General features: G+C 70.1%; 17 protein-coding genes. 10 read left to right on the forward strand and 7 right to left on the reverse strand.

Translation table 11 applies throughout. From position 1 onward, the window contains the following. Positions 1-287 precede the first annotated feature (287 nt). From ADK52_RS21015 to ADK52_RS21050, 8 genes are all read left to right on the forward strand, one after another. Positions 288-1,514, forward strand: a complete 1,227-nt coding sequence (locus ADK52_RS21015; RefSeq protein WP_030154540.1) for a thiolase family protein — start codon at positions 288-290, stop codon at positions 1,512-1,514. Further along, complete coding sequence (locus ADK52_RS21020) at positions 1,511-3,640, forward strand: 3-hydroxyacyl-CoA dehydrogenase NAD-binding domain-containing protein (RefSeq protein WP_053691384.1); 2,130 nt, start codon at positions 1,511-1,513, stop codon at positions 3,638-3,640. The genes ADK52_RS21015 and ADK52_RS21020 overlap by 4 nt, the downstream gene beginning before the upstream one ends. Positions 3,641-3,763: 123 nt before the next feature. Beyond that, positions 3,764-4,819: a hypothetical protein gene (locus tag ADK52_RS21025; RefSeq protein ID WP_053691385.1), complete on the forward strand. Its 1,056-nt coding sequence runs from the start codon at positions 3,764-3,766 to the stop codon at positions 4,817-4,819. 109 nt (positions 4,820-4,928) lie between these two features. Further along, entirely contained in the window at positions 4,929-6,923 is a 1,995-nt protein-coding gene (locus ADK52_RS21030; protein WP_053691386.1) for a hypothetical protein, read from the forward strand. 97 nt (positions 6,924-7,020) lie between these two features. Then, entirely contained in the window at positions 7,021-8,526 is a 1,506-nt protein-coding gene (locus tag ADK52_RS21035; protein WP_053691387.1) for a bifunctional cytidylyltransferase/SDR family oxidoreductase, read from the forward strand. A 53-nt stretch (positions 8,527-8,579) separates the two neighbouring features. After that, positions 8,580-9,353 carry a rhamnogalacturonan acetylesterase gene (locus tag ADK52_RS21040; protein ID WP_053691388.1) on the forward strand — a complete coding sequence of 258 codons (774 nt, stop codon included), beginning with the start codon at positions 8,580-8,582 and terminating at the stop codon, positions 9,351-9,353. Beyond that, entirely contained in the window at positions 9,350-10,150 is an 801-nt protein-coding gene (locus ADK52_RS21045; protein ID WP_053691389.1) for an Ig-like domain-containing protein, read from the forward strand. Before ADK52_RS21040 ends, ADK52_RS21045 begins: the two co-directional genes overlap by 4 nt. Before the next feature lie 16 nt (positions 10,151-10,166). Further along, on the forward strand, positions 10,167-11,762 hold the full coding sequence (locus ADK52_RS21050; protein WP_053691390.1) for a glycosyltransferase family 2 protein: 1,596 nt from the start codon (positions 10,167-10,169) through the stop codon (positions 11,760-11,762). A gap of 134 nt (positions 11,763-11,896) precedes the next feature. Here ADK52_RS21050 and ADK52_RS21055 read toward each other — a convergent pair whose 3' ends face one another. After that, the gene (locus ADK52_RS21055; RefSeq protein ID WP_053691391.1) at positions 11,897-12,874 is read right to left on the reverse strand and encodes a hypothetical protein; all 978 of its coding nucleotides are present in this window, start codon (positions 12,872-12,874) and stop codon (positions 11,897-11,899) included. 293 nt (positions 12,875-13,167) lie between these two features. On the opposite strand from ADK52_RS21055, the gene ADK52_RS21060 reads away from it, so the two are divergent. After that, entirely contained in the window at positions 13,168-14,232 is a 1,065-nt protein-coding gene (locus tag ADK52_RS21060) for an LCP family protein (RefSeq protein ID WP_053691392.1), read from the forward strand. 123 nt (positions 14,233-14,355) lie between these two features. Here the strand turns inward: ADK52_RS21060 and ADK52_RS21065 are convergent, their stop codons facing one another. The 6 genes from ADK52_RS21065 to ADK52_RS21090 all read right to left on the reverse strand — a co-directional run bounded on the left by ADK52_RS21065 (position 14,356) and on the right by ADK52_RS21090 (position 22,856). After that, the gene (locus ADK52_RS21065) at positions 14,356-15,852 is read right to left on the reverse strand and encodes an amino acid permease (protein ID WP_053691393.1); all 1,497 of its coding nucleotides are present in this window, start codon (positions 15,850-15,852) and stop codon (positions 14,356-14,358) included. A gap of 103 nt (positions 15,853-15,955) precedes the next feature. Then, positions 15,956-17,872 carry a 1-deoxy-D-xylulose-5-phosphate synthase gene (dxs, locus tag ADK52_RS21070; RefSeq protein WP_107090132.1) on the reverse strand — a complete coding sequence of 639 codons (1,917 nt, stop codon included), beginning with the start codon at positions 17,870-17,872 and terminating at the stop codon, positions 15,956-15,958. Between the two features lie 241 nt (positions 17,873-18,113). Further along, the gene (locus ADK52_RS21075) at positions 18,114-19,373 is read right to left on the reverse strand and encodes a sugar ABC transporter permease (protein WP_053691509.1); all 1,260 of its coding nucleotides are present in this window, start codon (positions 19,371-19,373) and stop codon (positions 18,114-18,116) included. A gap of 29 nt (positions 19,374-19,402) precedes the next feature. After that, the gene (locus ADK52_RS21080; protein WP_053691510.1) at positions 19,403-20,191 is read right to left on the reverse strand and encodes an ATP-binding cassette domain-containing protein; all 789 of its coding nucleotides are present in this window, start codon (positions 20,189-20,191) and stop codon (positions 19,403-19,405) included. Positions 20,192-20,420: 229 nt separating this feature from the next. Next, positions 20,421-21,536 carry a substrate-binding domain-containing protein gene (locus ADK52_RS21085; RefSeq protein ID WP_053691394.1) on the reverse strand — a complete coding sequence of 372 codons (1,116 nt, stop codon included), beginning with the start codon at positions 21,534-21,536 and terminating at the stop codon, positions 20,421-20,423. 117 nt (positions 21,537-21,653) lie between these two features. Continuing rightward, positions 21,654-22,856 (reverse strand): ROK family transcriptional regulator, encoded by a 1,203-nt coding sequence (locus tag ADK52_RS21090; RefSeq protein ID WP_030154513.1) that lies wholly within the window; start codon positions 22,854-22,856, stop codon positions 21,654-21,656. A 614-nt stretch (positions 22,857-23,470) separates the two neighbouring features. On the opposite strand from ADK52_RS21090, the gene mgtA reads away from it, so the two are divergent. Then, positions 23,471-26,215 (forward strand): magnesium-translocating P-type ATPase, encoded by a 2,745-nt coding sequence (gene mgtA / locus ADK52_RS21095; RefSeq protein ID WP_107090133.1) that lies wholly within the window; start codon positions 23,471-23,473, stop codon positions 26,213-26,215. The last annotated feature ends 36 nt before the right edge of the window (positions 26,216-26,251 follow it).

The raw sequence follows: 26,251 nt of genomic DNA on the forward strand, positions 1-26,251 counted from the left end.
CCCTGACCGGGGCGATGCGCGCCGCCCCGGCCCAGGCTCCCGCTCCCGCCCCCGCCCCCTCCCCCGCCCCCGCCGAATCCAGCCCCGCCGGCGCGTGAGGTGCGGGGTCCGGGGCGGGGCGGGCGAGGACTGCGCCCCCGGGGCGGGAGTGTGACGTTCGCCGCTCCTCCCGGAGGGGGTGTGCACGTCGGTTACCGACAAGTAGCATGGCCGGGTGAGCGGGCGCTCAGCCAATGGCCGAACGCCCCCGCGCAGCAGTGCACACCCGCACCTGGAGGAGAGCCAACGTGCCTCGTACCGTCAGGGACGTCGTCTTCGTCGACGGCGTCCGCACCCCGTTCGGCAAGGCGGGCCCGAAGGGCATCTACAACGGGACCCGCGCCGACGACCTCGTCGTGAAGGCGATCCGGGAGCTGCTGCGCCGCAACCCGGACCTGGACCCCAAGAAGATCGACGAGGTCGCCATCGCCGCGACCACGCAGATCGGTGACCAGGGCCTGACGCTGGGCCGTACCGCCGGCATCCTCGCGGGCCTCCCGCAGTCCGTCCCGGGCTACTCCATCGACCGCATGTGCGCCGGCGCGCTGACCGCCGTGACCGCCGTCGCGGGCGGCGTGGCCTTCGGTGCGTACGACGTCGCCCTCGCCGGCGGTGTCGAGCACATGGGCCGCCACCCCATGGGCGAGGGCGTCGACCCGAACCCGCGCTTCGTCTCCGAGAAGCTGGTCGACGAGTCCGCCCTCTTCATGGGCATGACCGCCGAGAACCTGCACGACCGGTACCCGACGATCACCAAGCTCCGCGCCGACGAGTACGCCGTGCGCTCGCAGGAGAAGGCCGCCAAGGCGTACGCCGACGGCAAGATCCAGCAGGACCTGGTCCCGATCTCGGTGCGCAACACCAACGAGGCCGCCGGCGAGACCGGCTGGGGCCTGGTCACCACCGACGAGCCGATGCGCCCGGGCACCACGCTGGAGAACCTGGCCGGCCTGAAGACCCCGTTCCGTACGCACGGCCGGGTCACCGCGGGCAACGCCGCCGGTCTCAACGACGGTGCCACCGCCGCGATCATCGCGTCCGAGGACTTCGCCCGCGAGAACAACCTCCCGGTCAAGATGCGCCTCGTCTCGTACTCCTTCGCGGGTGTCGAGCCGGAGGTCATGGGCTACGGCCCGATCCCGGCCACCGAGAAGGCCCTCGCGCAGGCCGGCCTGTCCATCGAGGACATAGGCCTGTTCGAGATCAACGAGGCGTTCGCGGTCCAGGTCCTCGCGTTCCTGGAGCACTACGGCATCGCCGACGACGACGCCCGCGTCAACCAGTACGGCGGCGCGATCGCGTTCGGCCACCCGCTGGCCTCCTCCGGCGTCCGTCTGATGACGCAGCTGGCCCGCCAGTTCGAGGAGCAGCCGCACGTCCGCTACGGCCTGACCACCATGTGCGTCGGCTTCGGCATGGGCGCCACGGTCATCTGGGAGAACCCGAACTTCAACGCCGAGGGAGACTCCAAGTGAGCACCACCGCTGAGCTCCTGAAGGGCGCGGCCGAGCTGTTCCCGGACGAGGTCGTCACGTCCGCGCACGTCCGCCACCTGGACCTGCCGTTCGGCGCCGGGCGCTTCGCGCTCGTCACGCTGGACAACGGGTTCGACCACACCAAGCCGACCACCTTCGGCCCGCAGTCCCTCGCCAACCTGAACGCGGCGATCGACCAGGTCGAGCAGGAGGCCCTCGCAGGCTCCATCGTCGGCGCGGGCATCACCGGCAAGCCGTTCATCTTCGCGGTCGGCGCCGACCTCAAGGGTGTCGAGCTGCTGAAGCAGCACGACGAGGCGCTCGCCATCGGCAAGGGCGGCCACGACGTGTTCAAGCGCCTGTCGGCGCTGGGCGTCCCCACCTTCGCGTACTACAACGGCGCGGCGATGGGCGGCGGTGTCGAGGTCGGTCTGCACTGCACCTACCGCACCGTCTCGAAGGCCATCCCGGCCTTCTCGCTCCCCGAGGTCTTCCTCGGCCTGGTTCCGGGCTGGGGCGGCTGCGCCCTGCTGCCGAACCTGATCGGCGCGGAGCGCGCGGTCTCGGTGATCATCGAGAACTCGCTCAACCAGAACAAGCAGCTGCGCGGCAAGCAGGTCTTCGACCTGGGCATCGCCGACGCACTGTTCGAGGGCGCGGACTTCCTGGAGCAGTCGCTCCTGTGGACCGCGAACGTCCTGAACGGCACCACCGAGGTCGTCCGCGCGGAGATCGACCGCGGCGAGGCCTGGGACGCGGCCGTCGCCAAGGGCCGCTTCATCGCGGACTCCAAGGTGCACGGCGCCGCTCCGGCCGCCTACCGCGCGCTGGACATCATCGCCGCGGCCAAGGACGGGGACCTCCAGGCCGGCTTCGACGCCGAGGACACGGCCCTGGCCGACCTCATCATGGGCGGCGAGCTGCGCTCGGGCATCTACGCCTTCAACCTGGTCCAGAAGCGCGCCAAGCGCCCGGCCGGTGCCCCGGACAAGTCGCTGGCCCGTCCGGTCACCAAGGTCGGCGTCGTCGGCGCGGGCCTGATGGCCTCGCAGCTGGCGCTGCTCTTCCTGCGCCGCCTGGAGGTGCCGGTGGTCCTCACCGACATCGACCAGGAGCGCGTGGACAAGGGCGTGGGCTACGTCCACGCCGAGATCCAGAAGCTGCTCGGCAAGGGCCGCATCAACCAGGACAAGGCCAACCGCCTGACCGCCCTGGTGAGCGGTGTCCTGGACAAGGCCGAGGGCTTCGCGGACGCGGACTTCATCATCGAGGCCGTGTTCGAGGAGATGTCCGTCAAGCAGAAGGTGTTCGCGGAGGTCGAGGCGGTCGCCCCGGCGCACGCGATCCTCGCCACCAACACCTCCTCGCTGTCGGTGTCGGAGATGGCCTCGAAGCTCCAGCACCCGGAGCGCGTGGTCGGCTTCCACTTCTTCAACCCGGTCGCGATCCTCCCGCTGCTGGAGATCGTCCGCGGTGAGCAGACCGACGACGCCTCGCTGGCCACGGCCTTCGGTGTCGCCAAGAAGCTGAAGAAGACCGCGGTCCTCACCAAGGACGCCCCGGCGTTCGTCGTGAACCGCATCCTGACCCGCTTCATGGGCGAGATCCAGAACGTCATCGACGAGGGCACCCCGGTCGTCACGGCGGAGAAGGCCATCGAGCCGCTCGGCCTGCCGATGTCCCCGCTGGTGCTGCTGGAGCTCGTGGGCCCGGCGATCGGTCTGCACGTCTCCGAGACCCTGAACCGCGCCTTCCCGGAGCGCTTCACCGTCTCCCCGAACCTCGCGGCGGTCGTCAAGGCCGGCAAGCGCGGCTTCTACGTCTACGATTCCGGCAAGCCGGAGCTGGACCCCGAGGTCGCCGCGCTCCTGGTCCAGGGCGATGTCGTCCTGACCGAGGAGCAGGTCCGCGACCGCGTCCTGAACGCGGTGGCGCAGGAGATCGGCCTGATGCTGGAGGAGGGTGTCGTGGCCGAGGCCCAGGACATCGACCTCTGCCTCATCACGGGCGCCGGCTGGCCCTTCCACCTGGGCGGCGTCACGCCGTACCTGGACCGCGAGGGTGTCTCGGAGCGCGTGAACGGCAAGAAGTTCCTCGCCCCGGGCCTGGCGAGCGTCCCGGTCTGAGACCGTCGCTCCTGAACGCCCCGGACGCCCGTCCCCCTCGCGGGGGCGGGCGTCCGCCGTTCCACGGGACGAGGCGGGGGCCCGGCGCGGAACCCTCCCGTCCGGGCTGGCAGAATGCGGTCCATGGCGGATGACACGACACATTTCAGCCGCCGGAACCTGCTGTTCGCGGGTGGTGCGGTGGCCGCCGGCCTCACGGCGGGCGGTCTGTCCTGGGCGCTGCGCTCCGGGGCCGACGAACAGGACGACGCGGACCCGGTCGAGGTGAACCCGACGGCCGGCTCGTTCGACATGCGGACGGGTGCGCAACTGCTGGCTCCGACTCCGCTGTTCAATACGACCGGCCCGCAGTCGTTCGCGTTCGACGATACGAACGGGCAGGTCTACGTACTGCAGACCGTCGAGAACGGTATCCGGCTCGACGGCGAGGAGGAGCCGCTCGACTCGGGTGATCGCAAGACCTCCGGCGATATGTGTCTGACCCGGCTGAGCAGTTCGGGGAAAACGCTCGGGCATATGTATCTGCGCGGCTTCGGCCACGGAATTTCCTGCGGTGTCGAGCCGACCGGCCAGCGCACGTTCATATGGGTGGAGGGCCGCGCGGACACCCGGAGCGGCTACGGCCGCACCGTGGTCCGGGTCCCGTTCAAGGACGGTTCGGTCCTCGACAGTGCGGACGGGTCCGTCCGTCATTTCGACCCGGTTCCCGGATCCACCGACGTCTCCCCCGCCCTCGACCTGCCCGGCGAGCGGGTGCTGGTGAGCCACGAGGAGGAGGGCGTGCACCGGTTCTCGGTGTACGGGATGGCGGATTTCCTGGCCGGGCGCTTCGACGCCGCCCAGGTGCTCAAGGCCGGGGTGCAGGTCAAGCAGGAGGAGTGGTTCCAGGGCTGCGCGCTGTACGGGGACCACGTCTACGTGCTGACCGGCGGCCCGTACACCGGCAAGGACGGGGACAATCCGCGGAAGTCCGGCGGAAATACCTATGTCTCCGCAATTGACGTACGCACGGGGAAGGCACAAGGCCGTCATCACGTGACCGTGGCACCGGATCTGGTGTACCGGGAGCCGGAGGGAATCGCGGTCGCCATGGCCGGCGGACGGCCGGCATTGTGCATCGGCTTTTCCGTGAAGACGCAGGACCGGCGTGAGCTGGCGTTGTATCGCTTCACGGCCTGATGGCATTGGCCTTCGGTTAACCCTGCGTTCTAGGGCCATCCATATTGCTGCTTATACTACTCCGACACTTCACAGGATCCTTATACCTCCATGGGGGAGGAACCGCACCATGGGCTCCAAGCGGCTGCGCGCCGTGCTCGGCGTTCTGATCACCTCTGGGCTCATCCTCAGCTTCGTCGGGATGCTGGTCGCCGTCGCGTTCGTCTCCCTCCCCCTGTTCGCCGGCTGCGCCGCACTCAGCTACGTGGCCGACCTGATGCTCCACAACACCGAGTCGCCGACGCTGGAGAAGCTGCGCGACTCGCGCTTCGGCCTCACGATGCGCTTCCTCATCCGGCAGTTCCTGCTGCTCGGCCTGTGCGGGGCCATCGCCGACATCGAGTCGTTCGTGGCGCAGATGACCACCATCGGCCTGCTCCTGCTGTTCATCCTGCAGCTCGCGTACGGCGCGCTCCTCAAGCACGTCCGCAAGATGCGCAACGAGCTGCCGTTCACCACGCGCGGACTGGACCTGGAGGCACTCGGCATCCGCCGCATGCCGCACCCGTTCCTGATGAACAAGCACGTCCGCAAGACGCTGCACCTGGACATCCCGCTGGTGGCCGGCGCCCTCGCCACCATCGCCACGGACGACTGGCGCTTCGTCACGTACGGCATGATCACCACCGTCTTCCTCGCCTACTTCTCGCTGCTGGTGCTGGTGCCCGACGCGCGCAACGCGCTCAAACTCCCCACCACCGACGAGGCCATCGAGGAGCTCAACCACCAGCTGGCCGAATACCGACCCCAGGTAGCGCTCTACTTCACCTTCGCGGCCGTCTCCAAAGACTTCATGTACCAGGTGAACATGTGGCTGGAGTCGCTGGAGGCCCTGGAACTGCGGCCCATCATCGTGCTGCGCGAGCGGGCCACCCTGCGCTACCTGGACGCCACCTCGGTCCCGGTCATCTGCATCCCGAAAGCGGACAATCTCGCCCGTATCGAGATGAACGAACTCCGGGTCGCCCTCTACCCCGGCAACGCGGGCAAGAACGTCCACATGCTCCAGCGCGCCGAGGTCAAGCACGTCTTCATCGGCCACGGAGACAGCGACAAGCTCGCGAGCAGCAACCGGGTCAGCAAGGTCTTCGACGAGATCTGGGTGGCCGGCCGGGCCGGCCGCGACCGCTACGAGCGCATCAAGCACGCCGTGTCGCACCACCAGATCGTCGAGGTCGGACGCCCCCAGCTGATGCCCCTGCACCGCTGGACCGGCAAGGTCGCCGCCCCCGTCCCCACCGTCATCTACGCCCCCACCTGGGAGGGCTGGACCGACGACGCCTGCTACACCTCGGTCATCCCGGCCGGCGAGAAGCTGATCAAGGCGCTGCTCGACTACGAGCGCGACATCCGCATCATCTACAAGCCGCACCCGCTCACCGGTTCGCGCTCCGCCGAGGCCGCCGCCGCGCACCGCCGCGTCATCGCCCTCCTCGAAGAGGACAACGCCCGGCGCTTCGGCCGCAACCTCACCGACTCCAAGGCCGCCGCCAAGAAACTCGCCCGGATCGACCAGCGCATCGCCGACCTCTCCGAGCGCGGCGTCCGCTCCAAGTACCCCGACCTCACCGAGGAGGAGCGGACCGCGCGCATCCGGCGCAGTCGCAACCAGGCGGGCGCCCTGTACTGGAACGCCGTCCCCGACGCCGCGCACCACGTGGTGACCGAGCGCATCCCGGCCCTGTACGACTGCTTCAACCAGTCCGACCTGCTCATCGGGGACATGTCCAGCGTCGTCTCCGACTTCGTCGCGACCCTGAAGCCGTACGCCATCTTCAACCTCGACGACCTGCCCGACGACCAGTTCCGCAACGAGCAGCGGACGGCGTACGCCTCCTACCTGCTCGACGGCGACTGCAACGGCCTGACCGAGGCCATCGAGGCGACGCTGAACCCGCGCGAGGACGTCATGGCGCCCTACCGCGAACAGCTGAAGGAATACCTCCTGGGCGAGGAGTACCCGCCCTCGATCGTCCGCTTCAACGCGGCCGCCAACAACCTCTACCGGCGGGGGCTGCGCGACTTCCCCATCGAATACCCGGAGCAGGTCCCCTACCCCGTGTAGGAGGGCCTCCCCCGGGCATCCGCGTCGCACCGCCCGTCCACCGACCGCCGCCCCGCACCACCGCCGTGCCGCACCCCTCACTCAGGAAGAAGGAGCCTTGTCCTCCAGACCTGTCCCCCACCGCACCGTCGCCGTCGTTCTCGCGGGTGGCACCGGCCAGCGCATCGGACTCGAGATACCGAAGCAGCTGCTCAAGATCGCCGGAAAGCCGATCCTGGAGCACACGCTCCACGTCTTCGAGAACGCGCCGGACGTCGACGAGGTGATCCTCCTCATGACGCCCGCGTACGTGGAGGACGCCCGCCGCATCGTGGAGCGGGCCAAGCTGGGCAAGGTCACCCAGGTGCTCGCGGGCGGCTCGACCCGCAGCGAGACCACCCGGATCGCCATCGACGCCGCGGCCGCCGGGCTCGGCGAGGGCGAGGACTGCAACCTCCTGTTCCACGACGCGGTCCGTCCGCTGCTCTCGCAGCGCGTGGTGCGCGAATGCGTCGAGTCCCTGGAGCGCTACCAGGCCGTCGACGTCGCCATCCCGTCCTCCGACACCGTCATCGTGACCCGTACCCACGGCAACGACGGCGAGTTCATCACCGAGGTCCCCGACCGCTCCCGGCTGCGCCGCGGCCAGACCCCGCAGGGCTTCCGGCTCTCCACGATCCGCTCCGCGTACGAGCGGGCGGCCGCGGACCCCTTCTTCCAGGCCACCGACGACTGCTCCGTCGTCGTCAAGTACCTGCCCCACGTCCCGGTCCACATCGTCACCGGCGACGACTACAACATGAAGGTCACCCAGCCCGTCGACGTCTTCATCGCCGACAAGCTGTTCCAGCTCGCCTCCCACGCCGCTCCCGCCCAGGCCGGCGAGGCCGCGTACCGCGAGCAGCTGGCCGGCAAGACGATGGTGGTCTTCGGCGGCTCGTACGGCATCGGCGCCGACATCTCCCGCATCGCCGAGGGCTTCGGCGCCCGCGTCTTCGCCCTGGGCCGCTCCACCACCGGCACGCACGTCGAGAACCTCGACCACGTCGAGGAGGCCCTGGCGGGCGCCTACGCCGAGACCGGCCGCATCGACTACGTCGTCAACACCGCGGGCGTGCTGCGCGTCGGCCGCCTCGACGAGACCGACAACGACACGATCCGCGAGGCGCTCGACGTCAACTATCTCGCGCCCGTCAACATCGCCCGGACCTCGTACAAGTACCTCAGCGAGACCCAGGGCCAGCTGCTGCTCTTCACCTCCAGCAGCTACACCCGCGGCCGCGCCGAGTACAGCCTGTACTCCTCGACCAAGGCCGCCATGGTCAACCTGACCCAGGCGCTGGCCGACGAGTGGGCCGAGGACGGCATCCGCGTCAACTGCGTGAACCCGGAGCGCACGGCCACCCCGATGCGCACCAAGGCGTTCGGCCAGGAACCCACCGCGTCACTGCTCACGTCCGAGTCGGTCGCCCTGACCTCGCTGGACGTACTGCTCTCCGAAATGACCGGCCACGTCATCGACGTACGCAAGCAGGACCCGACCACGACTCCGGCGCAGCGCTCCGGCTTCGAGGCGGCGCTGGCGTCCGTGCTGATCCAGACCACGGAGGACCAGGGGGTCTAGGCGTGACGTACGCACCCGGACCGCAGCGGTCGCCGGCGCCGCGAAGGATCTTCGTGGCCGGCGACTCCGTGGCGGTCACCCGGCCGTACAGCTTTCTGCCGATGGCGGGCTGGGCCCAGGCCCTGCCCCTCTTCCTCACCGACGCGGTCGAGGTCGTCAACTGTGCCCGCGCCCGCGCGAGCTCGAAGAGCTTCCGCGAGCGAGGGCGGCTCCAGTGGATCCTCGACCACCTGGAGCCGGACGACCTCCTGTTGTTCGGCTTCGGCCAGATCGACTGGAAGACCGACCCCGGCCTGCACACCAAGCCGTTCTCCACGTTCCAGGAGCACATGGCCGCGTACGTCCACGGCGCGCGCGAGCGCCGGGCCCACCCGGTGATCGTGCTGCCGTACGAGCGTCGCCGCGTGGACGCGCACGGCAACGTCGCCCGCTTCCTGGGCGACTACCCGCTCGCGGCCCGGCAGCTGGCCGAGGACGAGCACGTGCCCGTCGTCGACCTGTACGGCCAGAGCCTGCAGTGGTGGGAGGAGCTCGGACCGGAGTCGTCCAAGCTCGTCTTCACCCATCTCCGGCCCGGTGAGCCGCTGCTGGAGAAGGTCCAGGACGCGGACAACGTGCACCTGCGCGCGGAGGGCGCGATCGAGTGCGCCCGGTTCGTCGCGCGCAGCCTCGCCGAGCAGGGCGTCGTCCCCCACCCGTGGGTCCGCGACCTCGACCGCCGCCGGTTCTCGTACGAGGAGATGGGCTGGCTGGACGAGGAGACGTTCGCGCACCGTACGAAGTCCCGGGTGTCCGAGCCCGCGCCACGCAAGGAGTCCAGCGCGTGAACCTCCTCCTCCGCGGACAGGCCGTCGGCGACACCCCGTCCCTGGGCACCGTGTACGCGGCCCTGTACACCTCGGCCGACCCGCGACGGGGCGTGTCCCCGGGCGAGAGCGTCCAGTTCGGCCTGTCCGTGGCACCCGATCAGGGCGCCTCGCGCGGCTGCGCGTACCTGCCGGAGGAACCGCTGACCGCCGTCGGCGAGATCGTCGGCGTGCAGGGGCTGGAGTACTTCCCCCGCCAGCGCTGGTTCCGGGCCCGCGCGGACGTCGGGGAGCAGACGACGGGGGTGCTGCACCTGCGCGTCGGCGACCCGGTCACGGCGCGCAGCATCCGGCCGCGGATGGTCGTGGGCATCCCGGACGCCTCGGGCCGCAAGCTCGTGCGTACGGGAAAGCTCGCCGCCGAGCCGCTGCCGCTGCGGGCGGCCACCGCGCGCGGGCTGCGGCTCGTGACCGGACCGGGAGCGCCGGGCACGGTCAACGTGCTCTCGGCGGCCCCGGCGGGCAGCACCGCGGTCTCCGTGACGCAGCCGCGGGGAGGCAGGGCGCAGCTCTCGCCGGACGGCTGGGTCACGTACGCGCCCGCCCCCGGTTTCACCGGCTACGACCGGTTCGAGTACACGGTGGGCACCGCCGCGGCCGGGCAGCTGACCTCGCACGTGAACGTCTTCGTGGGCTCCTTGGAGCACATTCCGGGCGCCTTCCCGCTCCATCCGGCGGACAGCACCCCGCGTCCTTGGCAATGGCCCGAACTCACCGGGGAGATGCCCTGGCCCCGTCCCGCCGCCCCGCAGAACTGACGAGGATCCCCCCATCATGAACACCGCCGTCGTCGGGGCCACCGACGTCAAGGACGTGACGGTCGCCGTCCGGGTCCGCAACCAGGCCGCCGCGCTCGACGCCTGCCTGGCCTCCGTCCTCGTGCAGTCCATCGGCACGGACCGGCTGGAGGTCATCGGCGTCGACGACGGGTCGACGGACGAGAGCGGGTCCGTGCTGGCGCGGGCGGCCCACCAGTACCCCTCCTTCGTGCGCGCGGGGCAGGTCTCGCCGGGGCTGAGCGCGGCCGGGGCCCGCAACTGGGCGCTGAGCCAGGTGCGCGGACGGTACGTCATCTTCCTGGACGCCGCCGACCGGCTGGCGCCCGACGCGCTGGAGCGGATGGTCGCGGCGGCCGACGCGTACGAGGCCGACGTCGTACTGGGCAAGCCGGAGAGCTCCGGCCGGCACACGGTCGAGACCTCGATGTTCCGCAAGAGCCAGGCCTACACCGATCTGTACACCACGCGCGTGTACTGGTCGCTGACACCGGACAAGCTGTTCCGCACCAGCCTGCTGCAGCGCCGCGGGCTGGCCTTCCCCACCGACATGCTGATCGGCGACGACCAGGCGTTCACGGCCCGCGCCCTCATCGGGGCGGACAACGTCTCGGTCGTCGGCGACGCGCCCTGCGTGGTCAAGGGCCCCTCGCCGGCGGCGCGGGTGACGCTGCCGGACCGGGTCGCCCTGGCCTCCCGGATGCTGGGGCTGGTCGCCTCGCAGCTGCCCGAGGGGCCGCGCCGCGACCGGCTCCAGTCGCGCCATCTGGAGGTGGAGCTCGGCAGGGCGACCGCGGACGCGCTGCTGTCCGCCACCGACGCGGCGGAGCGGGACCAGGCGCTGTGGGCCGCGGCCGAGGTGCTGCGCGCCCAGGCCGCCCCGGGCGCGCTGGCGCTGCTGCCGCGCATGGTGGCCGTACGGTTCGCCCTGCTGGCGCAGGGCCGCTTCGCCGAGGCGCAGCGGATGGCCGCGTTCGAGGCGGACAAGGACCGGCCGGCGGTCCGCAAGACGGTGGAGGACGGGCGGGTGTTCACGACCCTGCCGTTCTTCCGCGACCCGCAGGTGGCCCTGCCGGACGAGCTGTTCGACATCACCGGCGACATGACGGTCACCCACCAGTTGGAGAAGGCGCACTGGGACGGCCCGATGCTGCTGCTGGAGGGCTTCGCCTTCTTCGAGCAGCTGTCGACGAAGGACCGCGCCACCCGGGTCGTGCTGCGCGAGCGGACGAGCGGCGCGCAGGAGAGCTACTCCGTCACGGCTCGCAGGGACGACGCGCTGACCAACGCCAAGGGCAGGCCGCGGGCGATGGGCCGGTTCTCCTGCCGGGTCAACCTGGGCCAGACGTCGAGCGGCTGGCCGCTCCCGCCGGGCACCTGGGACCTCCACCTCGCGGTCGGCTTCGAGGGCGTGACCCGGGACGTGCGGCTCGGGCCGAAGCGCTCCGCCGATCTGGACACGACCGCCCGGATGCCGGTGCGGATCGGGGCGGCGCCCGATGCGCAGGGCATGGAGCTGGCGGCCACCCCGTACTACACGGAGTCCGGCGGTCTCAGCATCGAGGTGTCCCGGCGCACCCCGCTGCCGCGGTGAGGCCGAAGCCTGATGCCTGAGGTCTGAGTCCTGAGGTCTGAGTCCGGGCGCCGAACCTCAGGCGCCGAACCTCAGGCGCCGAACCTCAGGCGCCGAGCCTCGGGCGCCAGGCCCGAGGCGCCGGGCGCCAGGCCTCAGGCGGCCTCCCAGGGCCCGAACACCAGCCCCTGCTGGGTGGTGTCCTGGCGGGTGCAGATCAGTGCGCCGTCCGCGTCGAGGGCGGCCACGACGATGCGGCCCGCCGCGTCCACCGCCACCTGGGGGGCGTGCGCGCCGTGGCCGCCGAGGGAGGCCCACCAGGTGCCGTAGCCCTCGTTCTCGGTGACGTAGGCGGTGAGTTCGATGTCGCCCTCGGCACCGGTCTGCGCGAGCACCGTGCAGTCGTAGCCGCCGATGACGGACCGGACCACGCCCGGCGCGCCCTTGCCGCCGGCGCCGCCGAGGCCCATCAGGCCGCCCGGCGCGCCCTGCTGTCCGGGCCGCCAGGCGACCAGCGAACCGTCGCCCGGGTAGCGCCAGAAGTACGTCACCCTGCGCGGCCCCGTCTCGCACAGGACCGGGGTGCCGGGGACGACCGGCGTGGGGATGCGGTCGGCGAGCTGGAAGCGGCCCTGGCCCACGCCCACCCAGCGGTCGGCTCCGGCCGGGCCGAGGGCGAGCAGTTCGAGCGGGCCGCCCGACGACATGAGCGGGGCCACGTCGCCCCCGTACGGCTCCGGGGCCACCTGCTTCCAACCGCCCCACGCGCCCTCGGCGTTGCGGCTGCGGCGCAGGACGCCGCCGTGGCGCATCGAGACGAGGACGTGCGTGGAGCCGGAGCGCTGGTTGACGGCGATGCGCGGCGGGCCGGCGAGCCGGTCGTCGGTGGGGCCGCCGCGCAGCCCGGGGGTGCCGAGGCTGTGCCAGTCGGTCATGGGGCGGCCCGGCTGGAACTGGGTGGAGACGATGATTTCCGGCCGCCCCGAGCCGTCCTGCGCGGCCCGCAGGGCGACGAGGTGCACGTACCCCTCGCGGCTCCGCGCCATCGCGGCGGTGCCCGTCCAGCCCTCGACCTCGAACGTGTCCGGGCCGGTCCAGCCGGTGCGCGGCGCCGCGGCCTCGGTCCAGCGCACCAGGCCGTGCGGGGTGCAGGCGTAGGCCGTCAGACGGCCGTCGCCCCCTTGGAACAGCCAGTTTCCGGCCGGTGGCGAGGACCGGCGGGAACCCGGTCCGCCTCGGGGTGCGTCCTGCGCCGTGCGGACGGAAGTGGCGCCCCGGCTTCCGCTTTTGCCTCGGACCACGCCGCTCTTCACCCTTCTGCCGAGAATGTCCTGCTCAACCGGCCCGGCTCTTCACCGGAAAGAACCAGCCACTCGAAAGTGTGTCTTATGATGCACCCCATCGATAATAGAAGGGCCCTGCCTCCATGACCGACCTGCCCTCTGCCACCTCTCCTCCCTCCCGGCGCAGGCGGCGGCGCGGCGGCAAGCGTGCCCTGCGGATCGTGTTGCTGACGGTGGCCCTGCTCATCCTCGCCGCCGGTGGCACGGGCTGGTGGGCGTACAGCCACCTCAACGGCAACATCGACAGCGTCGACCTCGACCAGGCCATCGGTGACAACCGCCCGAAGAAGGTCGTCGCGGGCGCGCAGAACGTCCTCGTACTCGGCTCCGACTCGCGCGCCGGGGCCAACGCGGACCTCGACCACGGCGACGTGAGCGGCGCCCGCTCGGACACCGCCATGCTGGTGCACATACCCGAGGGCCGGTCCAAGGCCACCGCGGTGAGCATCCCGCGCGACACCCTGATCAGCCGGCCCGAATGCAAGGACGCCGACGGCAAGACCGTCAAGGCGGCGAACCGGGTCATGTTCAACTCGGTCTACTCGCTGGCCGGTCCGGCCTGCGTGGTCAAGACCGTGGAGCAGATGTCCGGGATCCGCGTGGACCACTTCGTCGAGGTCGACTTCGCCGGGTTCAAGGGGCTGGTGGACGCCCTCGGCGGGGTCACCGTCACCCTGGACAAGCCGATGAGCGGGGCCAAGGGCGGGCTCAAGCTCGACGCGGGCACGCACCGGCTGAACGGCGCCGACTCGCTCAAGTTCGTCCGTACCCGCTACGGCTACGGGGACGGCAGCGACCTCGGGCGCATAGGCCTCCAGCAGCAGTTCATGATGGCGATGCTGTCGGAGATCAAGAAGCAGGACGCGCTCGGCAACCCGGCCCGGCTCTACAAGCTGGCCGACGCCGGCACGAAGTCGCTGACCACCGACTCCGACCTGGCCTCCCTCACCTCCCTGGCCGACTTCGCCCAGAGCATGAAGGGCGTGGACCCGGACACCATGGAGACGATCATGCTCCCGGTCGCCTACGACAAGGTGGACCCGAACCGCGTGATCGTCGCCGAACCGCAGGCGGGCCTGTTGTGGGAGGCCCTGCGCGCCGACCGGAAGATCCCGGCGGAGGCCAAGAACTCCCCCGCCAAGGGCTGACGTCACGCGCCCCCCACGTCCGGTGGAAGCGGGCCGTATGAAGAAGCGGGCCGTACGGGAACACCTCCCGTACGGCCCGCTTCTTCGTGCGTCAGCCCATCGACCGGGGTGCGGTCCGCCCGGCTAGAACTTCGCGTCCGGGCCGACCTTGCCGAGGCGGCTGTGCGAGCGTCCGTAGGCGAAGTAGACGACGATGCCGATCAGCATCCAGACGCCGAAACGGATCCAGGTCTCGGCCGGCAGGTTGAGCATCAGCCAGAGCGAGGCCGCGATCGACAGGATCGGGATCACCGGCACCCACGGGGTGCGGAACGCCCGGTGCAGGTCGGGGCGGGTCTTGCGCAGGATGATCACGCCGAGGGCGACGAGCACGAACGCGAACAGCGTGCCGATGTTCACCAGCTCCGCGAGCTTCTCCAGGCTGGTGAAGCCCGCGACGATGGCGATGATCCCACCGAGCAGGAGGGTCGCCCGGTAAGGGGTGCGGTACTTGGGGTGGGTGACGGAGAAGACGCGCGGCAGCAGTCCGTCACGGCTCATCGCGAAGAACACGCGGGTCTGCCCCAGCAACAGGATCATGCTCACGGTGATCAGGCCGACCGCCGCCCCGAGACTGATGGCACCGGAGAAGAAGGGCTGGTTCACCGACTTGAAGGCTTCGGCCAGCGGCGCCGTCGGTGACATCTCCGAGTACTTCTGCATGCCGGTGACCACCAGCGTCACGGCCACGTAGAGCACGGTGCAGATCAGCAGCGAGCCGAGGATGCCGCGCGGCATGTCCCGCTGGGGGTTCTTGGTCTCTTCGGCCGCGGTGGCCACGACGTCGAAGCCGATGAAGGCGAAGAAGATGAGGGAGGCCGCGGTGAAGATGCCCATGACGCCGAAGTTGGTGGGCGCGTACCCGAACATCAGCTGGACCAGTGGCGCGTGCAGGCCGTTGCCCGCCTCCTGCGGCTGGGCCGGGGGGATGAACGGCGAGTAGTTGTCGGCCTTGATGAAGAACAGGCCCGCGACGATGACCAGCAGCACCACGAAGACCTTGATGGCGACCACGATCGCGGTGATCCGCGCCGAGAGCTTCGTCCCGACGACCAGGATCGCGGTCAGCACCAGGATCAGCAGGAAGGCCAGCAGGTCGAAGGTTCCTCCCGCGTCGGGCCCGGCCAGCGTCTTGGGCAGGTCCCAGCCGAGGTTGGTGTGCATGAGGTGGCGCACGTACCCGGACCAGCCGACCGCCACGACGGCGGTGCCGAGTGCGAACTCCAGCACCAGGTCCCAGCCGATGATCCAGGCGGGCAGCTCGCCGATCGAGGCGTACGAGAAGGTGTACGCCGATCCGGCCACCGGGACGGTGGAGGCGAATTCGGCGTAGCAGAGCGCCGCGAGGGCGCAGACGATGCCCGCCGCGACGAAGGCCAGGGAGGTGGCGGGTCCGGCGTTGTTGCGGGCCGCGATGCCCGTGAGGACGAAGATGCCGGTGCCGATGATGACGCCCACGCCGAAGACCGTCAGGTCCCAGGCGGAGAGCGACTTGCGGAGCGCGTGTTCCGGCTCCTCCGTGTCGCGGATGGACTGCTCGACCGTCTTGGTGCGGAAGACGCTGTTCAGGTCCTTGCTCACCGACGCACCTCCGACAGGTGACGACGCACACGAACGGGCCGGGAGGCCCACCCCTCAAGGGTGATCTCCCGGCCCGTGACGTGCAACCGCGCGTTCCGGTCGACTAGTCGACCGTGGCCGCCGGCTCGCTGTCGTAGCGCCCGTCCAGCTTGGCGACCAGGCCGGTGACCTGCCGGGCGATGTCCGGCGCGGTCAGGCCGATCTCGGCCATGATCTCCTTGCGCAGGGCGTGGTCGAGGAAGCGCTGCGGGATGCCGAAGTCGCGCAGCGGTACGTCGACGCCCGCGTCGCGCAGCGCCTGCGCGACGGCGGAGCCCACACCGCCGGTGCGGCCGTTGTCCTCGACGGTGACGACCACGCGGTGCCGGTCCGCGAGCGGGGCCAGGGCCTCGTCCACGGGCTTGACCCAGCGGGGGTCGACGACGGTCGTGGAGATGCCCTGCTTGTCGAGCAGGTCGGCGATTTCCAGGCACATCGGGGCCAGTGCGCCGACCGAGACGAGCAGTACGTCCGGACGGGTGACCTCGGGGGCCGGGGTGCGCAGTACGTCCATCCCGCCGATCCGGCCGACGGCCGGGACGGCCGGGCCGACGACGCCCTTGGAGTAGCGCACGACGGTCGGGGCGTCCTTGACCTCGACGGCCTCGCGGAGCTGGGCGCGCAGCTGTTCGGCGTCGCGCGGGGCGGCGAGGCGCAGGCCGGGGACGACCTGGAGGATCGACATGTCCCACATGCCGTTGTGGGAGGCGCCGTCGTCACCGGTGACACCGGCGCGGTCCAGGACGAAGGTGACCCCGCACTTGTGCAGGGCGACGTCCATCAGCACCTGGTCGAAGGCGCGGTTGAGGAAGGTCGCGTAGACCGCGAAGACCGGGTGGACGCCGCCGGTGGCCAGGCCCGCCGCCGAGGTGGCACCGTGCTGCTCGGCGATGCCGACGTCGTAGATCCGGTCCGGGAAGGCCTCGGCGAACTTGTTGAGGCCGACCGGGTGGAGCATGGCGGCGGTGATGCCGACGACGTCCGGGCGCTCGTGCCCCAGCTTGACCATCTCGTCGGCGAAGACGGAGGTCCAGCTGGCGGCGGCGGTCTTGACCGGCAGGCCGGTGTCCGGGTGGATGACGCCGACCGCGTGGAAGCGGTCCGCCTCGTGCTCCAGGGCCGGGGTGTAGCCGCGGCCCTTCTGCGTGAGGCAGTGCACGATGACCGGGCCGCTGAAGCGCTTGGCGCGCTGCAGGGCCGACTCCAGGGCCTCGATGTCGTGGCCGTCGATCGGGCCGATGTACTTCAGGCCCAGGTCCTCGAACATGCCCTGCGGGGCGATGAAGTCCTTGAGGCCCTTCTTGGCGCCGTGCAGGGTCTCGAAGAGCGGCTTCCCGACGACCGGGGTGCGCTCCAGGAGCTCCTTGCCGCGGGCCAGGAAGCGCTCGTAGCCGTCCGTGGTGCGCAGGGTGGCCAGGTGGTTCGCGAGGCCGCCGATGGTGGGGCCGTACGAGCGCTCGTTGTCGTTGACGACGATGACGAGCGGGCGGTCCTTGGCGGCGGCGATGTTGTTCAGCGCCTCCCAGGCCATGCCTCCGGTCAGCGCGCCGTCGCCGATGACGGCGGCGACGTGGTGGTCCTCGCGGCCGAGCACCTCGTTGGCCTTGGCCAGGCCGTCGGCCCAGCCCAGCACGGTGGAGGCGTGCGAGTTCTCGATGACGTCGTGGTCGGACTCGGCGCGCGAGGGGTAGCCGGACAGGCCGCCCTTGGTGCGCAGACCGCCGAAGTCCTGGCGGCCCGTGAGCAGCTTGTGGACGTAGGCCTGGTGGCCGGTGTCGAAGAGGACCTTGTCCTTGGGCGAGTCGAAGACCCGGTGCAGGGCGATCGTCAGTTCGACCACCCCGAGGTTGGGGCCGAGGTGCCCGCCGGTCTTGGAGACGGCGTCGACGAGGAAGGACCTGATCTCGGCGGCGAGCTGGTCGAGCTCCTCCTGGCTGAGCCGGTCCAGATCGCGCGGTCCCTTGATGCGGGTCAGCAGCACCCGTGCCTCCTTGCAGTTGCTTGCTGGTCTGTCGAGTCTAATGTTCCGCTCGCGGCGGCGGTCATCGGGCGGTCCCTGGTGGGTCACACCTTTGTCATACATGTACACACCATCACGAGGTCACACATCCCAAACGGGCGTATACCCGCACAGCCGTACGCACATATGTACGCACGGATGCCCGGCGCCACACGAAGTGGCACCGGGCACTGTGATCGTTCTTACCGCACCGGGCGCGGTGTCAGGCGCGTCCGGCCGTCTTCTGCGTCTTGCGGGTGACCGAGTCGATCACCACGGTGGCCAGCAGCACCGCACCGGTGATCATGTACTGGATCGGGGTGGCGATGCCCTGGAGAGCCAGACCGTACTGGATCGAGGTGATGACCATGACACCGAGGAGGGCGTTCCAGGTGCGGCCCCGGCCGCCGAAGAGGCTGGTGCCGCCGATCACGGCCGCCGCGATCACGTTCATCAGCAGGTCGCCGGCGCCGGCGCTCTGGTTGGCCGCCGCGATCTTGGAGGCCCAGAAGAGCCCGCCGATGGCGGCGAAGGTGCCCGCGATGGCGAAGACCGCGATGCGGATCCCGGCGACGTTGATGCCCGCGCGCCGGGAGGCCTCGACGCTGCCGCCGAGCGCGAAGACGTTGCGGCCGAACGAGGTACGGCGCAGGAGGAAGTCCGTGCCGACCAGCACCAGCACGAAGAGCACCACCGCGAGCGGGAGGCCCTTGTACTGGTTGAACACCGCGGCGGGACCGAAGGTGAACAGGGCCAGCAGGCCCGTGCGCAGCGCGATCTCGCTCATCGGGCGGGACGGGACCCCCGCTGCCTCGCGGCGGCGGTTGTCGAAGAAGCTGGCCAGGAAGTACCCGATCACCGCGACCGCGGCGAGGCCGTAGCCGGCCGCCACGTCCGTGAAGAAGTACGTGGTGAGCTGGCCCACCGGACCGTCGGGGTCGATGTTGATCGTGCCGTTGCTGCCGAGGATCTGCAGCATGGCGCCGGACCAGAAGAGCAGGCCCGACAGGGTGACCGCGAAGGCCGGGGCGCCGATCCTGGCGAAGAAGAAGCCGTGGATTGCGCCGATCAGGGCGCCGCCGGCGACCGCGGCCAGGATCGCCACCCACTGGTTGACCCCGTGGGTCACCGCCAGGACGGCGAAGATCGCACCCGAGACACCGCTGACGGAGCCGACCGAAAGGTCGATCTCGCCGAGCAGGAGCACGAAGATGATGCCCACGGCCATCATGCCGGTGGCGACCATCGTGATCGCGATGTTGGTGAGGTTCTCCGGGGACAGGAAGTTCGAGTTCAGTCCCTGGAAGATGGCCCAGATGATGACCAGGCCGATGACGACCGGGACGGAGCCCAGGTCTCCGGCCTTCATCTTGCGGCCGAACTCGCTCAGGTAGCCGGACAGGCCCTGCTCGCGCACGAGCAGGCGCGGGTCCACCGCGGGAATGGAGTCCGCCGGGGCGGCGGGGTTGGCCAGCTGGGCCACCTCTTCCGCCGAGGTGTGGTGTTCGGTGCTCACTTCTGAGCCTCCCCGGTACGGGCCGCGCGGCGGGTCACGGCGTTGTCCGTGGCACCCGTGATGGCGGAGATGATCTCTTCCTGCGACGTGTCCTTGACGTTGAAGACGCCGTTGTTGCGGCCCAGCCGCAGAACCGCCACCTTGTCGGCGACGGCCTTCACATCGGCCATGTTGTGGCTGATGAGGATGACGGCGTGGCCGCGCTCGCGCAGCCGCTCCACCAGGTCGAGGACCTGTGCGGTCTGCTCGACGCCGAGGGCCGCCGTGGGCTCGTCGAGGATGACGAGCTTGGGCTCGCCGAGCATCGAACGGGCGATCGCCACGGTCTGGCGCTGGCCGCCGGAGAGCGAGGCGATGGGGATGCGGACACTGGGGATCCGGATGGACAGGGTGGTCAGGAGCTCGCGTGCGCGGCGCTCCATCTCCACCTCGTCCAGGACACCGCGGCGCTTGAGCTCGCGGCCCAGGAAGAGGTTGCCGACGACATCGATGTTGTCGCACAGTGCGAGGTCCTGGTAGACCGTCGCGATGCCCAGGTTCTGGGCGTCGTGGGGCTTGCTGATCGAGACCGGCTTGCCTTCCCACTCGATGACTCCGTCATCGATGGGGTGGACGCCGGCGATCGTCTTGACGAGCGTGGACTTGCCGGCGCCGTTGTCGCCGACCAGGGCGACCACCTCGCCGGAATGGATCTCGAGCTCTACATCGGTGAGCGCCTGGACGGCACCGAATCGCTTCGAGACCCCTCGCAACGCCAGCACGGGCGCAGCGGACACATGAACCATCTCCTTCGCCGCCTGACCGGCGGGGATGTCGTGCAATAAGTGCAGGAGCGGGGTGGGGTGGGGGAATCGTTTCTGCCCGGCGCCCCGCGGGTGGCGGGGAAGGAGGGGGCGGGGCGCCGGGCAGGCGCGGGGGTCCCGGTGGACCGAAGGCCGCGGGGGCGGGCCTCCGGTCGGCGGGACGACGGGGCCTGGGTCCAGGCCCGGAGGACCTGGGTGAGGCCCGGAGGGCCTACTTCAGGCCGAGGGTGGCGCAGGCGGCCGCGTACTTGTCGGTGCAGATCTCGTCGGCCGTGTAGACGCCGTCCTTGATGACAGTGTCCTTGATGTTGTTCTTGGTCAGCGAGACGACGGGGACCAGGACCGAGGGGACGCCCTTGGTGGTGGGGCTGTCGACCTTGGAGGTGGTGGCACCGTCCAGCTTCTCGCCCTTGGCGAGCGCGACGGCCATCTTCGCGGCGGCCTCGGCCTCGGGGGCGTACGGCTTGTAGACGCTCATGAACTGCTCGCCCGCGACGATCCGCTGCACACCGGCGAGTTCCGCGTCCTGGCCGGTGACCGGCGGCAGCGGGTCCATGCCGGCGGCCTTGAGGGCGGTGATGATGCCGCCGGCCATGCCGTCATTGGCGGAGTAGACGCCGACGATCTTGTCCTTGCCGATCGCGGAGATCGCACCCGCCATGTTGGTGTTGGCGTTCTCCGGCTTCCACTCCTTGGTGTCGTACTCCTTGCCGACGGTCACCTTGCCGTCGAGGACGGAGTGCGCGCCCTTCTTGAAGAGGGCGGCGTTCGGGTCGGTGACCGAACCGTTCATCATGACGATCTGGCCGGAGCCGGCCTTGTCGCCCAGGGCCTCCAGCAGGGCCTTGCCCTGGACCTTGCCGACCTCTTCGTTGTCGAAGGAGGTGTACGCGTCGATCGGACCCTCGGCGAGGCGGTCGTAGGCCACGACGGGGATGCCCGCCTCCTTGGCCTTCTTGACCGAGCCGGCGATGGCCTTGGAGTCCACCGCGTCGACGACCAGGACGTTCACCTTGTTGGTGATCATCGTGTCGACCTGGGAGTTCTGCGTGGTCGCGTCCTGCTTGGCGTTGGCGTAGACCACCTCGGCCTTGCCGCCGGTGAGTTCGGCGACCTTCTTCTCGAAGAGCGGCTTGTCGAACTTCTCGTAACGCGCGGTCTGGTTCTCCGGCAGGAGCAGACCGATCTTGATCGCGCCACCCGCGGCGGCGGAGCCGGACTCCTTCGGCTTCTCGCCGGCCTCCTTGGCGCTGCCACAGGCGGCAAGGGAAGCGGCCATGGCGGTGGCGGCTACGGCAACGGCGGCTCTGCGCATACGCGTGTTCATTTCCTGAACCTCCCTGACGAGGCCGCAACATTGCGGCCGAGGTGGACGTGAGTCAACCTCGGCCGCAGTTTGCCGTCAAGGAGTGAATCCTTAACGAGATGACAACGGTGCCATCCGTTATCTAACTGAAGGCAAGAGCTTGAGGGTCGGCGAACCGGCCAGAAGGGTCGAATCGCCCATCTCGCTCAGCACCAGGGCCAGTGCGCCCAGCACTTCGGCCCGGCCGCCCAACGACCCGGTGAGCACCGAGAGTTGACGTGCGGCACTGGGGATCGCGTACCTCCCCACGGACTCACGTATGGGGGCCAGGATCAGTTCACCGGCCTCCGCCAGCGAACCGCCGAGCACCACGCGGCTCGGATTGAGGACGTTGCACAGGTTCGCGACACCACTACCCACATGGCGGCCCACGTCGGCGATCACCCGGCGGCAGCCCGGATCGCCCTCCCGGGCCAGTTCGACCACCCGCTCCATGGTGAGCTCGGGCCCGTGCGTGCTCTGCAGCAGCGGCAGCACGTACCGGGCCGCCGCGAAGGTCTCCAGGCAGCCGCGGTTGCCGCAGCGGCAGACCGGGCCGGACTCGTCCAGGGTGATGTGCCCGATCTCGCCGGCGGTGCCGCCGGGCCCCCGGTAGATCTGGCCGTTGATCACGAGGCCGGCGCCGACACCGCTCGCGACCTTGATGTACGCGAGGTCCTTGACCCCCCGGCCGCTCCCCCACACCAGCTCCCCGAGTGCTCCGAGGTTGGCATCGTTGTCCACGTACACGGGCACGCCGAGGCGCTGCGAGAGCTCCTGGCGCGGGTTGATCCCGGCCCAGCCCGGCAGGATCGCGGTGGAGCCCAGGGTCCCGGATTCCACGTCGATGGGGCCCGGGACGCCGAGCCCGACGCCGATGACCTTCTCCAGGCCCACTCCGATGCCCGCGATCAGCTCTCCGACCAGGGCTTCCGCCCGGTCGAAGCCGTCCGCCCAGGACGCGTCCACGTCCAGCGGGGCGGACTCCTCGGCCAGGACCTGGTGGGCGAGGTTGCCGACGGCCACCCGCAGGTGGGTGTGGCCGAAGTCCACGCCGATCACGATGCCGGCGTCACCGCTGAGCGAGACGCTGCGCGCCCGCCGGCCGCCCGCCGAGGTGTCCGTGACCTCGACGGTCCCACCGTCCTTGAGCTCGCGGACGATGTTGGAGACCGTGGCCGCCGACAGTCCGGTGGACCGGGCGATCTCCGCCTGGGTCAGCGAACCCGCGAGCCGCACCGCCCGCACGACCCGTTCGAGATTCGCGCGGTGCAGTGAAGACTGCGATCCGGGAGTCTGCACGACTCATCCACTCCTGCCCATTAGCGACGGCCGACCGTCGCCCCCCGAGCCGGCGGTCGCGGCTTGGTGCTCCGAGACCCCGGCGTCTCTCCAACTTGTGAACCTTAAGTCGAGCCTTTGGCCCTCCAGACGTCAAGAGGCTGACACAGAACGAATCGGCCACTACCGGTCATAAGTATGAAAGACATCCCTCTGGATCGTGTTACGGTCGCTGAGGCAACCGGTTCTCTGCGGCTTTCGGGCCGGATCGGGTGCCCCGCAATGACGGCGCTACGCAAGGAGGTGTTCGGGATGAGTCCCGATCGAAGTCTTTGCAGCGCTCTCGCCGGCTGACCTGATCGGCTGATCTTTCCCTGAGTGCGCACGGCCGCGGTACACCGCGGTGCGGCTGCGGCACACACACCGCCGCCGCTGCCCTGTGCGGTTCTGCATTCCTTCCTTCTTTCTCCCCCTCCCCTTCCTTCCGCATGCCCCGGCACGTCCGCCGGGCGTGCGTCATCCATGCCCCTCGGCGTGCCCGGCGGCGTTTCGCGCCTCCGCGCGCCGACCCATGACCACTCCACGTGACCGTGCGGCTTCGCGCTGCCCGGACGCGGTGGAGGGAGGTATTCGTCATGACCATGCTCACCCCTCGTACCCCTACCAAGCTCGCACCGCCGGGCAAGGGCCGCCGCGAGCGCAAGGCCGCCGAGCTGGAGAGCCGCACCCGGCTCGCCGGCGAGCGGCTCGCCGGGTTCAGCGCACGCCCGGGCGCCTCGGTCCTCCAGGAGCTCAGCGCCACCCGCAGCGGCCTCACGCACGCCGAGGCGGCCCTGCGCCTGGAGCGGCACGGCGCCAACACCGTCGCCCACGAGCGCGCCCCGCTCTGGTGGGTGCAGCTGGCGAAGGCGTTCCGGAACCCCTTCATCGCCGTCCTCGTCTTCCTCGCCGCCGTCATGTGGTGGCAGGACCCGTCCGATCCGGGCGTCGTCATCCTCTCCGTGATGGTGGGGATCAGCGGACTGCTGCGCTTCTGGCAGGAGTTCCGCTCCGGCCGGGCCGCCGAGGCGCTGAAGAAGCTCGTCACCACCACCTGCGCGGTGCAGCGCCGGGCCGGCAGCGGTTCGGCGCCCACCACCTTCGAGGTGCCCATGGACCGGGTGGTCCCGGGCGACGTGGTGAAGCTGGCCGCCGGCGACCTGATCCCGGCCGACCTGCGGCTCATCACCTCCAAGGACCTGATGGTCAGCCAGGCCGCGCTGTCCGGCGAGTCCCTGCCGGTCGCCAAGGCCGACACTCGGTCCGAGGACCTCGGCCTGGGGGTCCCCCCAGCGGAGCGAGGGGGCGAGAGCACCGACCCGGTCGAGGCCGACAACCTCTGCCTGATGGGGACTTCGGTCACCTCCGGCACCGCCACCGGCGTGGTCGTCGCCACCGGCGCCGACACCTACTTCGGCTCGATGGCCGGCTCGCTGGTCGGCGAGCGGCCGCAGACCAACTTCGACAACGGCGTGCGCAAGGTCAGCTTCCTGCTGATCCGCTTCATGCTGGTCATGGTCCCGGTCGTGTTCGCGATCAACGGCCTCACCAAGGGCGACTGGGACGAGGCCTTCCTCTTCGGCATCGCCGTCGCCGTCGGCCTGACCCCCGAGATGCTGCCGATGGTCGTCTCCGCCAACCTGGCGCGCGGCGCGGTCGCCATGTCCCAGCGCAAGGTCGTCGTCAAGCGGCTCAACGCGATCCAGAACCTGGGCGCCATGGACGTGCTCTGCACGGACAAGACCGGCACCCTCACCGAGGACCGGATCGTCCTGGACCGCTACCTGGACGTGCACGGCAACGAGGACGACGAGGTCCTGGAGTACGGGTACCTCAACTCCCACTTCCAGACCGGCCTGAAGAACCTGATGGACCAGGCCGTCATCAACCGCGTGGACGAGGCCGAGGAGGTTGTCGTCGACGCACGGTTCTCGATGGTCGACGAGATCCCCTTCGACTTCGCCCGCCGCCGGATGTCCGTGGTCCTGGACCGCAACAGCATCGTCGGCGAGCTCGGCCGCCCCGAGCACGTCATGATCACCAAGGGTGCGGTGGAGGAGGTCCTGGACCTGTGCACCCACATGCGGGACCGCGGCGAGAGGGTCGAACTCACCGGGCGGCTGCGCAGCCACGTCACCCGCATCGCCGAGGACAACAACCGCCAGGGCCTGCGCGTCCTCGCCGTCGCCACCCGCACCATGGACACCCCGCGCGAGACCTACTCCGTCGCGGACGAGGAGCAGCTGACCCTGGTCGGCTTCCTCGCCTTCCTCGACCCGCCGAAGGCCGACGCCGCCCGGGCCCTCCAGGCCCTGGCCGACAAGGGCGTCGCGGTCAAGGTGGTCACCGGCGACAACGACCTCGTGGCCGCCCGGGTCTGCGCGGACGTCGGCCTCGACGTCGGGCGCGTGGTGCTCGGCACCGAGACCGACGCCCTCGACGACACGGCGCTGCGCGCGCTGGCCGCCCGTACGACGGTCTTCGCCAAGGTCAACCCGGTCCAGAAGGCCAGGATCGTACGGGCCCTCCAGGCCGACGGGCACACCGTCGGCTTCCTCGGGGACGGCATCAACGACGCCGCCGCGCTGCGCGACGCCGATGTCGGCATCTCCGTCGACACCGCGGTCGACATCGCCAAGGAGTCGGCGGACATCATCCTGCTGGAGAAGGACCTGACCGTCCTGGAGCAGGGCGTGATCCAGGGCCGCACCACGTTCGGCAACACGATCAAGTACATCAAGATGACCGCGTCGTCGAACTTCGGCAACGTCTTCTCGGTCCTGGTGGCGAGCGCGTTCATCCCGTTCCAGCCGATGCTCGCGATCATGCTGCTGGTGCAGAACCTGGTCTACGACATCGCGCAGCTGGCGACGCCGTGGGACCGGATGGACGAGGAGTACCTGCGTAAGCCCCGCAACTGGGACGCCAAGGGCATCGGCCGGTTCATGGTCTGCATCGGCCCGATCAGCTCGATCTTCGACATCGCGATGTTCGTGATCATGTGGAACGTGTTCGGTGCCGACAGCGAGGCGCACCAGGCGCTGTTCCAGTCCGGCTGGTTCATCGAGGGCCTGCTCTCGCAGACCCTGATCGTCCACATGATCCGTACCCGGAAGATCCCCTTCATCCAGTCCCGCGCCTCCTGGCCGGTGATGGTGATGACCGTCCTCGCGGTGCTGACCGGGCTGTACCTGCCCTTCTCGCCGCTGGCCGCCTCGCTGGGCTTCGTGGCCCTGCCGGCGAGCTACTTCCCGTGGCTGATCGGCGTGCTGCTGGCGTACTGCATGCTCACGCAGCTCCTGAAGACCCTGTACATCCGCAGGTTCGGCACCTGGCTGTAAGGCCCGTCGGAAGACCCGAAGAGGAGGGGAGGAGCC

Source organism: Streptomyces sp. WM6372, from assembly GCF_001279655.1.
Taxonomy (GTDB): domain Bacteria; phylum Actinomycetota; class Actinomycetes; order Streptomycetales; family Streptomycetaceae; genus Streptomyces.

Excerpts from the sequence above, each read along its gene's own strand:
- ADK52_RS21025 (WP_053691385.1), top strand. The coding sequence starts at position 3,764 with ATGGCGGATGACACGACACATTTCAGCCGCCGGAACCTGCTGTTCGCG.
- ADK52_RS21030 (WP_053691386.1), top strand. The coding sequence starts at position 4,929 with ATGGGCTCCAAGCGGCTGCGCGCCGTGCTCGGCGTTCTGATCACCTCT.
- ADK52_RS21050 (WP_053691390.1), top strand. The coding sequence starts at position 10,167 with ATGAACACCGCCGTCGTCGGGGCCACCGACGTCAAGGACGTGACGGTC.
- ADK52_RS21060 (WP_053691392.1), top strand. The coding sequence starts at position 13,168 with ATGACCGACCTGCCCTCTGCCACCTCTCCTCCCTCCCGGCGCAGGCGG.
- ADK52_RS21080 (WP_053691510.1), bottom strand. The coding sequence starts at position 20,191 with ATGGTTCATGTGTCCGCTGCGCCCGTGCTGGCGTTGCGAGGGGTCTCG.
- ADK52_RS21085 (WP_053691394.1), bottom strand. The coding sequence starts at position 21,536 with ATGAACACGCGTATGCGCAGAGCCGCCGTTGCCGTAGCCGCCACCGCC.
- mgtA (WP_107090133.1), top strand. The coding sequence starts at position 23,471 with ATGACCATGCTCACCCCTCGTACCCCTACCAAGCTCGCACCGCCGGGC.